Source organism: Rhizobium sp. CB2179, from assembly GCF_057653455.1.
Genome location: NZ_CM172781.1, coordinates 446263 through 460572 on the forward strand (window position 1 = coordinate 446263; position 14310 = coordinate 460572).

The following is a 14310-nucleotide window of genomic DNA, read 5'->3' on the forward strand; positions in this document are numbered from 1 at the left end:
ATCAATCCAGGAAGGCATAGTTCCGTATACTTCGACGTCACATTACTTACCGACTTCCTGAATACGGTCGATATAGTTACGCACGATCACCTCCCGGCCGGCAATTTCCACTGTCTCGTCATTTGTCAAGCGCGGCAGATAGCACCGGCGGCAAACCTCACTCTTCATAAAGCCTTGCGGCTCCTTGTGCAGATCGCGCACAGCCTGCATCTTCTCTCCGTGCCAGATTTCATGAACAGTCTGCTTATTGGCATCGCCGATGAGCTCTTTGTTTTCCTCGTCGTTCGAGCATTTCATGACAAGTCCATCAGCGCCAATGACGAGGCGTTGATACTGCTGTGGGCAAGTGAAATTGTCGAGATACTGGATCTCCGTATCTTTCCACAAATAATCGATCAGCGGATTGAAGGCGACAAGATCCACGTGAGGCGCAAAGGTTTCATAATAGAGATCCGGATTTTCCCTGATTGCCGGCCAGATGCCCTGCACCTTAATGACCGGACGGTGGAGCCCACGCTCGTCTTTGTACTTCTTGATGTCCTTGATCTTGTCGAGCAGGGCCTCGAACTTGATTGGCTTGCGGATTTTCTCGTAGGTCTCACCGGTGCCATCGATCGAAACGGTGATCCAGTCGATTCCGGCATCGACGAGCTGAGCGAAATAATCTCTGTTGAGCTTGAAGCCGTGCGTGAGGGTCGAGACTTCCTTGATGCCATGATCCTTGGCATAACGCACACAGTCGGCGAAGCGCTTGTGCAGCGTGGCCTCGCCCCGCAGCGACAGACGGATCGCAGGAACCTTGCCGCCGATCTCATCGATGATGCGGCAGTAGAGATCCCAGTCCATCCGCGTCGTGTTCACACTTTTCTTGAACTCGTCGCTGATCGTATAGCACATCGGGCAGCGCAGATTGCAGATCGATGCCAGCTCGAGATCGACGAGCAGCGGATAGTCCGAAACCTGCTGGTTCAGGGCATTTTCCGACCATTTGCGACGGTAATCCGCGTATTCTGCTTCCCACCCTTCGCCCCGGAATTTGTCGAACGCGGCTTCGCGCTCGTCCGTGTCCATCGAGTAGTTGCCCTTGTTGATCGGGACGTAACGTTCGTTCAATTTACGACTCCTTCATCATCGCGCGCATCCCGGTCGGCAGATCCCATTCCGGCCGCCATCCGAGAACGGTGCGAGCCCGCGTGATATCGGCCCGCACGTCAGGTATTTCATTCCGCCGAACTGTGCAAGATGACACTACAGGTAGAGCAGTGCCGGCAGCTTCTTGCAAGATGTCGATTATCTCCTGCACCGAATACGACATGCCGGAGCCGATATTGATGCAATGGTAGCCTTCCGCGACGTCCATGGCCTTGGCAAAGGCGCTCAGGACATCTTCAACGAAGATATAGTCACGCCGGGGACTGAGATCCAGAACCTGTATTTCCTGCTTGGTCCGTATCCGGTTCAGAAGCGTCGGTATGAGGAATTCGGGGCGCTGCCCTGCGCCGTATATATTGAAAAGACGCAATACCACCACCGGTATCTGCTCGTGCGTGGCGGAGAACTCACAAAGCTGTTCGGCAAGATGTTTCGAAAGAGCGTAAGGGTTGTTCGGCCTGACCGGATCGCTTTCATGGATCGGCAGCCGGTCGGGCACTCCGTAAACATAGGCGCTTGCGAACACGAGTTTGGCCTTGTGTCGCTTGCACCAGTTCAAAGCGTGCTGCGTTCCGAGGACGTTGGCGGCCATGAAACTCGGGCCTTGGCTCCAGCTATCCGGAACGAATGTCCTGCCGGCAAGGTGAAACAGCGTGCGTGCGGCGGGAAGCTCCTGCCAAACCTTTTCTTCGCTTATATCACCATGCGTTCGGTCAAGCGCAAGCACGTCAAAACCGGCCTCCTTGAGCCGTCTGACCAGACGGCTCCCGAGAAAACCGCCAGCACCGGTGACGATGGCATCAACCATTCAAGAACCTGGACCGCATGGATTCGAACTGCTCGATCGCCAAGGCATAATCGTCAGGCCGTCCGATATCGAGCCAATAGCCTGCAAAATCTCGAACCGTGGCCGGTTTGCCGGCCGCAAGAAGATCAAGCATCAACTGATCGAAGCCGTAGGCGCCACCTTGTGGTATGTGCTCCACGGCCCTCGAAGACACCATGTAGACGCCCATGCTGACTTTGTATTCGGCCGTCGGCTTCTCTCGAAAACCGGTCAGCAGCCCGGCCTCGCCGGTGTCAAGAACGCCATAATCTATGCGATGCTGACGCGTCTTGGACGAGATCGTGAATATATTCCCGTCGCGGACGTGAGCATCATGAAAATCGGCATAGTTGAGATCTGTCAGGATGTCGCCGTTCATCACCAGGAAATTCTCCGGCAGATCCTTTATCAGCCGCAGCGGCCCCATGGTGCCAAGAGGCTCGTCCTCGAGCGAATAGTCGATGCGTACACCCCACTTGTCGCCATCCTGGAAGAAAGCCTTGATCAGCTCGGCCTGGTGGTTGACGGCGAGTGTTATATGCTGAAATCCGCCTGATATCAGCTGACGAATGATCACCTCAAGAATAGGATAGTCGCCGATCGGCATCAGAGGCTTCGGAAGCACGACAGTATAGGGCCGCAACCGCGTTCCCATTCCGCCCGCCAGAATGACTGCGCGCCTAGACATTGAAGATATCCGCCTTGTATCTCGCCAGATTCTGCGGCTGACGCAGCCAGTCGATCGTCGCTTTCAGACCATCTTCCAAGCTATGACGCGACGAGAATCCTGTCAGAGACTTGATCAGGCTGTTGTCGCAGCACAGACGCTCCACTTCGCTATTTGCCGGACGCAAACGCTGTTCGTCGCATTCGATCTCCACGCTGACGCCGATGATGTCGGCGATCAACTGGACGGTATCGCCGATCGATATCTCGCTGCCCGAGCCGATATTGACCGTCTGTCCGATGGCTTCGTCGCAAGCCGCGAGTGCCAGAAAGCCGTCGCATGTATCCTGCACGAAATTGAAATCCCGGGTGGGCGAGAGCGCACCAAGCTTCAGCGTCGTCCGCCCGCTCAGAAGCTGCGAAATCACAGTCGGAATAACCGCCCTTGCAGATTGTCTCGGGCCGAAGGTGTTGAAGGGCCGTGCGATCGTCACCGGCAGATCGAAGCTCGAATGATAACTGTATGCCATCGCGTCAGCACCGATTTTTGACGCCGAATAGGGCGACTGTGCCTGCAGCGGATGACTTTCGCTGATTGGGACAAAGCGAGCCGTTCCGTAGACTTCGCTCGTCGAGGTCTGGATGACACGGCCAACGCCAGCATCGAGTGCGCCCTGAAGCACATTCAACGTGCCATTAATGTTGGTGTCCACATAGCTGGACGGCGCCTGATAGGAATAGGGAATAGCGATGAGCGCGGCCAGATGAAATATTGTGTCAACGCCTTTAGCGACGGCACGCATTTGCGCGGGGTCGCGAACGTCTCCAAGAATGACCTCGAACTTGCCGCGGTATTCAGACTGGTCCAGCCAGCCCCAGCTGGAAAACGAGTTGTATTGGCAAAGGGCGCGGACTTCCACGCCTGCCTTGACCAAGGTTTCAACGAGGTGAGAGCCGATGAAGCCGTCCGCGCCGGTCACAAGTACTTTCTTCATTTCAATAAGCCCTCAGAATCGCGGAGGTAAAGCATCTTCACATCCCAGGGGAGCTGGATCGCCGAAATCGACGGTTTTCGCTGCTGCCCCAGCATCTGGATGATTCCGACGTTGTCTTCGACTTCGAACCGTATGCCTTCAACCACCGAATAGATCGAAAAACGGCTGGAAATGCCGGCGCGGAGATAAAAGGTTCCGGTGTTCAACAAGGCAGCCGGAATGACTACTCGCGCCTGATAATAACCTGGAGACCGGGTGTCGAGACGGCTTAAGTCGAGTTCCGGATCAGACAGGCTGATGACCGGGGAATAACCATCCTCCATCATGATCTGCAGCCCGACGGAAAGTCCTGTCAGTGGCTCGCGCAGTTCATACTCCATCTCGATGATAAAATTCTTCGTGAGTTCAACAGTTTGTGCTAGCTCGCCATCTTCGTTTCGGATGGAAAGGCGAGAGATCACCGCCTTGCCGTCGACATCCTGTGGGTCGATTTCAAAGTCTATCTTCCCGCTCATTTCAGGCCGGTCGAGATAGGCGCGAATGACATCGGACGTACTGCCCACGGCAGCCACGCGACCGTCGGACAACAGAATGGATCGAGGGCAAAGACTGCTCACAGCCGTCATATTATGGCTGACGAACATGATTGTTCGGCCCGCCTTGGTCACCTCCCGCATTCGGCCCATACATTTGTTCTGGAAGTTGACGTCGCCAACTGCCAGAACCTCATCGACAAGAAGTATTTCGGGTTCCAGATGTGCCGCAACGGAAAAGGCAAGTCGAACATACATGCCTGAAGAGTAACGTTTGACTGGGGTGTCGATGAAATCGCCGATTTCTGCGAACTCGACGATCTCATCGAACTTCGTGCGAACTTCGGAGTGTGTCATTCCAAGAATGGCACCGTTCAGGTAAACGTTTTCGCGCCCCGTGAGTTCGGGGTGGAACCCGGTTCCGACTTCCAAGAGGCTCGCAATCCTGCCTCGAATGCCAATATAGCCCGAGGTTGGACGCGTTATGCGAGACATCAGCTTCAGAAGGGTCGACTTGCCTGCCCCATTGCGACCGATGACGCCAACGATATCGCCACGGGAAATCTCGAAGGAGACATCATCCAGGGCGTGAAAAATATCGTTCTTAAGCCGAGCCTTGTTCTGTCTGTCAGAAGCGTAATCCGATACGGAGGCATTGGGGTCCGGCAGATTGCGGAGGCGCGCCCACCAGCTTTGGAGGTCGCGGTACAAGGTGCCATGATTGATGATACCCAAGCGATAGTGTTTGCTGACATTCTCGGCGCGTATAACGATATCATTCATCAAACGGTATCCATAGCGGTTGCCTCAGCCCGCGCAAAAAGTATCAAGCCGCCAATTATAATAATCAGAGTGGCCGCGACATTCGCCAGACAAATGCTCAGAGGAAGCGGCGACGCGTCGAAAAGTGCCCAACGGAATAGCTGAACCGGAGCCGTCATCGGATTGAGGTAGTAAAACCATTGATATCGTTCGGGAACCTGGCTGAAAGCATAGACGACAGGTGTCGCATACATCCAAAGCTGCGTAACGAAACCGACGGCATAAACCAGATCACGATATCGAACTGTCAGCGCGGAAACCAAGAGTCCCATTCCCACACCAAGCGTTGCAACATATAGCAAAATCAATGGTGTCGCGAAAACGAAACGCAAGCTGATCACTATTCCATCCTGGCTAAGCCAGAGAACAAAAGAGATCGTAAGCAGAAGCGTGAATTGGATGGCAAATGCGACCAGGCCGCTCATCGCGACTGCGAGTGGTACGACTAGCCGGGGGAAATACACTTTTCCAAACAAGTTCGAGTTTTTCGAAAATGTTTCTGAGTTATTGATGAGGCAAGCTGAGAAATAATTCCAAATAATGGTGCCGGACATATAAAAGACAAGCGGCGAAATTCCATCGGTGGAGAGATTGGCAATCTTTCCGAAGACGATGTAATAGGTGATCGTCGTCAGTATCGGTTGTATGAGATACCAAACCGGTCCAAGCACGGTTTGCTTGTAGAATGTCGTGAAATCCCTTTTGAAGAACATCCAGATAAGTTCACGATATTTCCACGCGGTCGTCAGCCCGACGCTGATGGTGCCGGACGGCTTGATGATTATATCCCAGGGTTCGGTGCCGCTTTCCCTTTCCTGTTTTGTCACGTGACCTGTCATATTAATGCGCTCAAACTCTCCGTTAGCCGTTGCTCGTGCCATATTTTCTACGGCCTCAGGGGACTGCATGGACCAACGCCATGTATCATGCGACTCGATCGAGGACACGCCCCAAAATTTCTCTCAGACGGTGGTCGAAATCTTCTTGCTTCCACAAGGAGGCTCTTTCAAGCCCCTTTTTGATCAAAGAGGAACGTAGGTCTTCATCTTCCCACAGGCGGCTCATTGCCCCTTGTATCTCCTCGACGGATTGCGGCGAGAAGTAAAGCGCTGCGTCACCGCACTGCTCCCGCATGCCATACTTGTCTGATATCAAGACGGGACAACCACACACCATCGCTTCAAGCGGAGGAATGTTTGTCGGGCCGAAAAAAGTCGGCATGACCAACCCTCTGGCACGACGATAAAACCCAGCCAGATCCGAATCCGGCACATAACCGACGAAGTGAACCGCTTGGGATAGCCCAAGCTCGCTTACCATCGCTTTGACGGCCGCATATTCGCGCTTTGTGTTGCCCGCCAAGACCAGTTCCATGTCCGGATGAGTCCTGCGCGCGGCTGCCAGCGCTTGTATGAGCCGCACATGGTTCTTGTGAGGCCAGAATTGCGCCGGATAAAAATAGAATTTTTCCGGAAGTCGGTAGTGTTCGGCGAAGGCGGACGTCTCAACCGAATCTGTCAGATAGTTCGGAGCGATATAAGGCAGCGGATATATGTGATCTTCTGGCGTGCCGTAGCTTTGCATGACATGCCGCCGCCCGGTTTCGGAATCGACGAGCACGGCAGCACTCTGGTTCGCAAGGTGACGGAACCGGCTTTCTCTCAGTTGAAAGCGCAACCAGCTTCCAGCTTCTGGAAAGCTGCGTTCATATCTGTGCATCAAATCGTGAACGGTTGCGATCGAGGGCTCCTTGATCTGCCAGGTCAGGGCGTCTTGAGCCGGAAAAATCCACAGATCACATTGGAGAGATGCCAATTCCCGCACGAGTGGGTTCACCCATCTCGCGACGACACGCGCTACGGAGCCGGGCAGAACCATGAACAGCTTGGCAAGTGTCTCGCCCCGCTTCCAGTGCTGTAGCGGGACGGCCTTCAGCGGGCTGGCATCAAGTTCCGAGCGCCAGGCTTCGTCCCCATAGGCAACGATGACCTCCACGTCCGTGCCGTCGATTGAAGACAGGGCCTGCACGAGGCTTTGCGCGTACTGGAACATACCACCGGCATGGCGGCCTACTCCGAGATAGAAACCAATCCTCTTCCGACGCAAGGTAATTCGGCTGTCCAAATGTATCGCCAACAGTCAGCCCGCGTTCTTGCGCGCTACGACACAGACGCCCCAGGTTTCGGTCCCCGGCGTCGAACTGGACATCCACTCTTCGGCAATCACCCGGCTCATCCCCGCATTCGTCAGGAGGCGGTCTATCTCGTTCAGGAAGAGGTAGCGCATGCGGTGGGTTTCGCAAACCATTTCGGTCTTGGCGCTCAGCTTCTCCGTCGCGAAGATTGTGTAATTGACATCCACGATGTTCTCGGCGTCATGAACCACCGATTCTGCAACGCGAACGACGGAAATCTCATCGTTTTCCAAGCGTTTGACGCGGGTACTCGGCCGCTGCCAAAGGACTGCTGGTCCGTACCAGAAGTCGAATATGAAAATTCCGCCATCTTCGAGATGGTGGGAGACAGTCTCCATCATCGCTTCGAGATCGGCATCGGACGTCTGATAGCTCAGGACATGAAAAAGGGAGATGACCGCCTGGAATCGCCGATCCGTCCGGAATGTGCGTGCATCGCCCAGCGTGAAATCAAGTTTGCCGCCCGACTGTGCCGCCTTCGGCATGGCCGCCGCAAACATGGTTTCCGACAGTTCTACTCCCAGCACCCCAAATCCGGCTTCTGCGATCTTCTCGGCGTGAATGCCGGTGCCGGAGCCTAACTCCAGAATTTGCGCGATTGGGCCGGTGGCATAACGCTCCAGCAGAGCTTTCACATAAGCTGTTTCGCCCTCGTAATCCTTGTCCTTATAGAGAAGATCGTAATACTGGGAGTACAATCCGAAACTGGTCGTCAACGGATAACCTCCGCTACGATACCCGCGACTTCGCGAATTTGATCTTCCCTTAGCGCCATGCCGCTTGGAATATAGAAGCCACGGCGCGCAAGCTTTGCGGCGATGGGAAGATCTGCATCCTTGAGGAAGCCCATCTTCTGCAGAACGGGCTGCTCGTGCATCGGCCAGAAAAACGGACGGCAGCCTACGCCTTTCGCCGCCAATCGTTTCATCGCTTCGGCTGCGTCGAAATCGATCTCGTCCTTCAGCACGATGCCATAGACCCAATAGATATTCCGGGCATAGCTTGTCTCGGGCAACGGCAGTTGAATGCCGGGCAGGTCCTCAAGCAGCTCGGTATACAGTTTGCCCATCGCACGTTTGCGCTCGACGAATTCCGGAAGGCGCTCAAGCTGCGCGCAACCCAGAGCCGCCTGCATATTCGTCATACGCATATTCCAGCCCAGTTCCTCGTGAACGAAGCGGCGGGCAGGCAGGAAGCAGAGATTTCGCAGGCTCCGGGATCTGTCGGCAAGGGCGTCGGAATCGGTGACGATCATGCCACCTTCGCCTGTGGTAATGTGCTTATTGGGATAGAAGCTGAAAATGCTGACATCGCCGAAACTGCCGCAAGGCTGGCCGTTATAGGTCTGTCCATGCATTTCTGCAGCGTCCTCAATGATCTTGAGGTCGTGGCGGCGGGCGATCTCGTTGATCGCGGTCATATCGCAGGGCAGGCCATAGATATGCACCACCATGATGGCGCGCGTCTTCGGCGTGATAGCTGCTTCGATCTTCGTCGGATCGATATTCCAGGTTAGAGGATCCGAATCCACCGCAACCGGCACACAACCGGCTCTCACGATGGCTGCGGCGCAGGAAATGATCGTGAAGGACGGCATGATGACCTCGGCGCCTTCCTCCAGGCCAAGCGCCATCATGCCAGCGTCGAGAGCCATCGAACCATTCGCAACGGCGATTGCGTGCTTGCGGCCGACGGTCGCGGCAAACTCACGCTCAAAACGTGTGATGAAGGGGCCTTCGGAGGAGATCCAGCCGGTCTCGATGCATTCCAGCAGATATTTACTCTCGTTACCATTCAGCAGCGGTTCATTAACCGGAATCATTCGGCACCCTTTATCTTCAGTTCCTGCACCGACGGTACAAATCGCGTCTTGTCGGATTCCCCGGCGTAAGGCCCCTGCTTAACTTCGATGATTTCAGCTTCTTCGATAATTTCAAAACCATGTCCGCCGAAGGCCAGCAGTATGACGTCGCCTGCGCGCAGGATCGCGCTTTCGTAGTATTCCTGCGCGTCGGAATAGAAGTCCACGCGGACAACGCCTGACTTTATAAGCAGGACTTCCTTCGTATAGAGAACCTCGCGCACGACGGCGTTGTGGACGTGGGGTTGGATGACATAGCCCGTCGGTCGCTTCATATAGGCGAGTTGCTGCGAAAATTCGTCCGGCGTGAAGAATTGGATACCATCGAACGTGTAGTTCGACCGCAATATCATGGCCTGCAACTCGCCACCGTTCGTGATCTTTTCTATCATGTTTCTCTTTCCCAAATCGACCGATGCGTCAGGATGCCGCCAAACCGACTACTTTGCGTATGCGCTTGACCCCGGCCGAGAATACGAGCTTGTAAAAATCATTCATCCGCTGGCGGCGCATCTTTGCGAAAAAGCCCAACACGCGCAGTCGCATTTGTTCGTTAACTTCAACGGGGATCTTTTGCAATTTCCCCGGCGCATGCCCAAGGCTGCCGGCGTAATAATCGACATCGCTGCAGTGGACCCCGCTGTCGTCAAACCCTGAGTTCTCCACAAGGCTCTGGCGAGGGTAGAGAGTCAGCATATTGTCCAGATAAGCGCTGGCATGCCACCTGATCGCCCAGGATTGATTCTTGCCTTTGACTTGATTGCGCAGCATCGCGAGGAAAAAGGCGTTCCCACCATAGTCGAAAGCTTTGGCAAGGCCTTTCTCTTTCAGGCCCGTCAGAAGCTTAGCCCCATTGGGTTCGAAATGTTTCCATGCCCGGGCCCACGTGGCCCATCCCCAACAGTCCGCCCCACGTAGGAAATAGCTCTCGGGAGCATCGTCATTGGGGACCGGATAGGCGTAGCCGTGAATGCTGGCGACCCGCTCCTCATCTGCATAAAGATCCAACCCCTGGTTCATATAGCGCAAGAAGTCAGGCGAGGTTATCAGGTCGTCCTCGACGACGATGACGCGGCCATATTGTTCGCACAGACGGCCCACGCCATCGATGATAGAACCGGCAAGGCCATAGTTTTTTTCACGCTCGACGATAGTGACTGACTTGAAACCCGTTACCGTCTTTGCCTGTTCACGGACCTGGCGCACGCGCTCCGCTTCTTTTTCATTGCGCTGACCGTCGCAAAAAATGAAGAGCGGCGTCTGTTCCGCCAATTCGTTTGCCTGCAATGCAGCGACCGTCCGTGCCATATGCATGGGACGATTGAAGACAAAAAGTATGACTGGTGCGCATTCCATGATTATTCCCAGCATTTCCTGCGTTGCGCAAATTGCTCGAGTCTATGTACGAACAGGGTCTCGGCTTCGAGCCGCTCCATGTCGATCGCTTTTAGCTGCTTACGCCCTTTTTCGATCAGATCAACTGCCACCGCAGGATCCCGAATGCGCAACATTGCGTCGGCCCACTGCTCTGCGTCATTAGCGTCGGCAAACAACGCCGCATCGCCGACCTGTTCATTGAGGTGCGCCGAATAGATCAACGGGCGGCCGACTGCCCAGGCTTCCAACGGCGGTAGATTGGTCGGGCCAAAATAAGTCGACATCACGACGGCCAGAGCGCCTTCGTAAAGCGCGCGCATGTGATCAACCGGCACAAAGCCGAGAAACGTCACATTGTCGGAGACGCCTAACCGCTGCGCTTGCTGCTTGATCCGGGCCAAATTACCGCGGTCCGCACCTGAAAAGACCACGCGTATATCGGAATTGACGGCCGTCTTTTGCTTTAACAACGAGACCGCTTCAAGAATGCGTATATGGTTCTTATGAGGCCAGAATTGCGCCGGATAGAAATAATAACCATCCCTCAGCCCGTAATTGCCAAGCACGGCTGTGCGATCGATCGAATGCGCTTCACCTAAGAACGGAGAGGGCTCGAACGGCATCGCAATCATGCGCTCTTCGTCAATTCCGTAGCGAACGACAATGCTCTTCAGAAGCTGATGTGATGCCACCATGACGGCGACGGCACGTGGCAGGCATGTGGAAAAGTGCCGCTCTCGTTCTTCGAACCTGCCATCGGAGCTCACTTCCGGAAATTCGAGATCGTCCCGATGACAGAGATCAAGAACGGTCGTGACGTAGTTGAGCTTGCGGAAATAGTTCGGAGTTGAGGAATGGGTAACAAAATACGCCAGATCCATGCCTGCTTTCAGCAGCGCATTTTCCATTTTGTTTGCCATCCACGCTTTGCCAATTTCCTTGCGGCTTAAGCGGCGCAACACGGCGAGTGCAATTCGAGATAGCCTTCCGGCGACAGGCAGGTATTCCGCGGGAACTCCAAGCCGCTTGAGATGCTGCAGATTGGCTTTGATCGTCGTGAAAGCCACGACCTCATGCTGTTTTCCGATGATACGCTGGAGTTGTACGATCGCATTGATTGCTTGATTGAATCCGCCACCGACCTGAATCGGGTTTTCCAGCAAGATACCAATTTTCATGCTTTGACTAACCTCAGCGTCCGCGCCAGCAGACGGCTACTTCACATTTCGATCAGGCCGGAGAACCGCGTCGTTTTTCACAAAAAATCTGACACAGCGGATCTCGCTCCTCAATTTCTCGTCCCCTTTGTAAAAGGGTCACAGTCAGCGGATGCTGTCACGAATTGATCGTCACGGAGATCCGCAAAAGGGCGCTCTCACCAATTGGCGCGAGGGGTCATCCGCGTCATCCATTCATTTGCACCTAATTAATTCCTGGTATTTGCCTTAGCATATCCTGCGATCACGACAACACCCACAACGGCCCGGTCACAAGCAAAGTTGGACCTGTTTGGAGGGTGTCGTTGCAATCTTGAGACAATGATCGACAATTTCTTCTATGGTGCTTGAAGGGCCATCAAAACCTGGAGCGGGAAAGTAAACTGAAGGGCAAAATGACCTCTTGCCCGGTGAGGACAGTCAAGGAAGAACCGCCCGATCGTATTTACCCCTTAGACATCTGACAAATGGAAAGCTCTGGTCTCATCGTGCCAGCCTCGCGTCAACCGAAGAGATCGACGATGCTCATTTCGCCGGCCTGGCCGCAGTTACATGGGGGTTGCACTCGTTCGGCCGTTTCCATAAACACGACCCGAAGATTGTATCGAAAGACGATGAAAATGACAAAAACCGCGCTTATTACTGGGGTAACTGGTCAGGATGGTGCCTATTTGGCCGAATTGCTTCTGAGCAAGGGCTATACGGTGCACGGTATCAAGCGGCGATCCTCGTCTTTTAATACCGGCCGCATCGAACATATCTATCAGGATCCGCATGAGGCACATCCTCGCTTCATTCTCCACTATGGCGATATGATCGACTCGACCAACCTGCTGCGGATCGTGCAGCAGACGCAGCCCGATGAAATCTACAATCTTGCCGCACAAAGCCATGTGGGTGTGAGCTTCGAAACACCTGAATATACGGCGGATGCCGATGGCGTCGGGACGCTGAGGTTGCTCGAAGCGATCCGTATCCTGGGGCTCGGGGAAAAGACCCGGTTCTACCAGGCATCGACCTCGGAACTCTACGGTCTTGTGCAGGAAGTGCCGCAGAACGAGAAGACGCCCTTTTACCCGCGTTCTCCCTATGCCGCAGCCAAGCTCTATGCCTACTGGATCGTTGTGAATTATCGCGAGGCCTACGGCATGCATGCGTCGAACGGCATTCTTTTCAATCACGAAAGCCCGCTTCGCGGCGAAACCTTCGTCACGCGCAAGATCACGATGGCCGTTGCTGCCATCCATCTGGGGCGGCAGGATAAGCTTTTCCTCGGCAATCTCGACGCCAAGCGCGACTGGGGCCACGCGCGTGAATATGTCGAGGGCATGTGGCGCATGCTGCAGCAGGACAAGCCGGATGACTACGTCTTGGCGACCGGTGAGACGACGAGTGTCCGCCAGTTTGTGGAGTGGGCTTTTGCCGACGTGGGCATTGCTTTGGAATGGAAGGGGTCCGGCGTCGACGAAAAGGGTTATGACTCCGCGTCCGGTGCCTGCCTTGTAGAAATCGACCCGCGGTATTTCCGCCCGACGGAAGTCGATCTTCTGCTTGGCGACCCGACCAAGGCACGTCAGAAACTCGGCTGGCACCACAAGACCCCGGTTCGCGAACTTGCCGCCGAAATGGTGCGGGAGGATGTCAAGCACTTGAAGGCTCAAAACAGCCGGAAAGAGATCTGAGTGTACGACCTGTCCAACAAGAAAATCTGGGTCGCCGGTCATCGCGGCATGGTCGGCAGCGCGCTTGTGCGCCGGCTTCACTCAGAAAATTGCACTGTCATCACGGCAACGCGACAGGAGCTTGATCTCAAACGGCAGGACGAGGTCGAGAAATTCGTCCAGACGAACAGACCGGATGCGATCATCCTCGCTGCTGCAAAGGTTGGCGGTATTCTTGCGAACGATACCTTCCCGGCCGATTTCCTCTACGATAACCTGATTATTGAGGCCAATATCTTCGAAGCCGCGCATCGTAACGGCGTCGACAGGCTTCTGTTTCTGGGCTCAAGCTGCATTTATCCTAAATTCGCGCCGCAGCCGATTTCTGAAGATGCGCTTCTGACCGGACCGCTTGAGCCGACCAACGAGTGGTATGCTGTCGCCAAGATTGCCGGGATCAAGCTGGCCGACGCCTACCGCAAGCAGCACGGACGCGATTATATTTCTGCCATGCCCACCAACCTCTATGGTCCGGGCGATAATTTCGATCTGCAATCCAGTCACGTTCTGCCGGCGCTAATTCACAAAGCGCACGTCGCAAAGGTGACGGGGGCATCCGAAATTGCCATCTGGGGAACCGGAAAGCCACGACGGGAATTTCTCCACGTTGACGATTGCGCGGATGCGCTGGTTTTCCTGTTGAAGAACTATTCGGACGCGCAGCACGTCAATGTCGGTTCGGGAGAGGACATTGAAATCATCGAGCTCGCGCGGTTGGTTTGCCGTGTTGTCGGTTACGAAGGAAAAATTGCCCACGACCTCTCCAAGCCTGACGGGACGCCGCGTAAGCTCATGAGCACCGACAAGCTGAAGAACATGGGCTGGATGCCACGCATCTCGCTGGAGGAAGGTATCCGCGCAGTGTATGATTGGTTTCTGCAGTTCGAAGGCAACGCCGTGGCGCGACAATAGCTGTCGGGCATCCAGAACTCCAAAGGGCGGCGAT

14 protein-coding genes are annotated in these 14310 nt (G+C 54.8%); 2 read left to right on the forward strand and 12 right to left on the reverse strand.

Annotation, left to right across the window (positions count from 1 at the left end):
- Positions 1 to 42 precede the first annotated feature (42 nt).
- The 12 genes from AC244Q_RS02190 to AC244Q_RS02245 all read right to left on the reverse strand — a co-directional run bounded on the left by AC244Q_RS02190 (position 43) and on the right by AC244Q_RS02245 (position 11604).
- Complete coding sequence (locus tag AC244Q_RS02190) at positions 43 to 1113, reverse strand: radical SAM/SPASM domain-containing protein (RefSeq protein ID WP_113547228.1); 1071 nt, start codon at positions 1111 to 1113, stop codon at positions 43 to 45.
- A gap of 1 nt (position 1114) precedes the next feature.
- A complete protein-coding gene (locus AC244Q_RS02195; RefSeq protein WP_113547229.1) occupies positions 1115 to 1960 on the reverse strand; it encodes an NAD-dependent epimerase/dehydratase family protein in 846 nt (281 codons plus the stop codon).
- Complete coding sequence (locus AC244Q_RS02200) at positions 1953 to 2666, reverse strand: nucleotidyltransferase family protein (protein WP_003545678.1); 714 nt, start codon at positions 2664 to 2666, stop codon at positions 1953 to 1955. The genes AC244Q_RS02195 and AC244Q_RS02200 overlap by 8 nt, the downstream gene beginning before the upstream one ends.
- A complete protein-coding gene (locus tag AC244Q_RS02205) occupies positions 2659 to 3639 on the reverse strand; it encodes an NAD-dependent 4,6-dehydratase LegB (RefSeq protein WP_113547230.1) in 981 nt (326 codons plus the stop codon). The genes AC244Q_RS02200 and AC244Q_RS02205 overlap by 8 nt, the downstream gene beginning before the upstream one ends.
- Entirely contained in the window at positions 3636 to 4955 is a 1320-nt protein-coding gene (locus AC244Q_RS02210; protein WP_113547231.1) for an ABC transporter ATP-binding protein, read from the reverse strand. Before AC244Q_RS02210 ends, AC244Q_RS02205 begins: the two co-directional genes overlap by 4 nt.
- Positions 4955 to 5833, reverse strand: a complete 879-nt coding sequence (locus AC244Q_RS02215; RefSeq protein WP_113547232.1) for an ABC transporter permease — start codon at positions 5831 to 5833, stop codon at positions 4955 to 4957. Before AC244Q_RS02215 ends, AC244Q_RS02210 begins: the two co-directional genes overlap by 1 nt.
- A gap of 85 nt (positions 5834 to 5918) precedes the next feature.
- Positions 5919 to 7118, reverse strand: coding sequence for a glycosyltransferase family 4 protein (locus tag AC244Q_RS02220; protein WP_245460601.1), 1200 nt, complete (start codon positions 7116 to 7118; stop codon positions 5919 to 5921).
- 15 nt (positions 7119 to 7133) lie between these two features.
- Positions 7134 to 7904 carry a class I SAM-dependent DNA methyltransferase gene (locus tag AC244Q_RS02225; RefSeq protein WP_113547234.1) on the reverse strand — a complete coding sequence of 257 codons (771 nt, stop codon included), beginning with the start codon at positions 7902 to 7904 and terminating at the stop codon, positions 7134 to 7136.
- Positions 7901 to 9010, reverse strand: coding sequence for a DegT/DnrJ/EryC1/StrS family aminotransferase (locus AC244Q_RS02230; protein ID WP_113547235.1), 1110 nt, complete (start codon positions 9008 to 9010; stop codon positions 7901 to 7903). The genes AC244Q_RS02225 and AC244Q_RS02230 overlap by 4 nt, the downstream gene beginning before the upstream one ends.
- On the reverse strand, positions 9007 to 9441 hold the full coding sequence (locus tag AC244Q_RS02235) for a hypothetical protein (protein WP_113547236.1): 435 nt from the start codon (positions 9439 to 9441) through the stop codon (positions 9007 to 9009). The genes AC244Q_RS02230 and AC244Q_RS02235 overlap by 4 nt, the downstream gene beginning before the upstream one ends.
- Before the next feature lie 28 nt (positions 9442 to 9469).
- On the reverse strand, positions 9470 to 10405 hold the full coding sequence (locus AC244Q_RS02240) for a glycosyltransferase family protein (protein WP_113547237.1): 936 nt from the start codon (positions 10403 to 10405) through the stop codon (positions 9470 to 9472).
- Positions 10406 to 10407: 2 nt separating this feature from the next.
- Positions 10408 to 11604 carry a glycosyltransferase family 4 protein gene (locus tag AC244Q_RS02245; RefSeq protein ID WP_113547238.1) on the reverse strand — a complete coding sequence of 399 codons (1197 nt, stop codon included), beginning with the start codon at positions 11602 to 11604 and terminating at the stop codon, positions 10408 to 10410.
- Positions 11605 to 12263: 659 nt separating this feature from the next.
- Here AC244Q_RS02245 and gmd point away from each other — a divergent pair.
- Positions 12264 to 13325: a GDP-mannose 4,6-dehydratase gene (gene gmd, locus AC244Q_RS02250; protein ID WP_113547272.1), complete on the forward strand. Its 1062-nt coding sequence runs from the start codon at positions 12264 to 12266 to the stop codon at positions 13323 to 13325.
- Positions 13326 to 14276: a GDP-L-fucose synthase gene (fcl, locus tag AC244Q_RS02255; protein WP_113547239.1), complete on the forward strand. Its 951-nt coding sequence runs from the start codon at positions 13326 to 13328 to the stop codon at positions 14274 to 14276. It begins immediately after the preceding gene.
- The last annotated feature ends 34 nt before the right edge of the window (positions 14277 to 14310 follow it).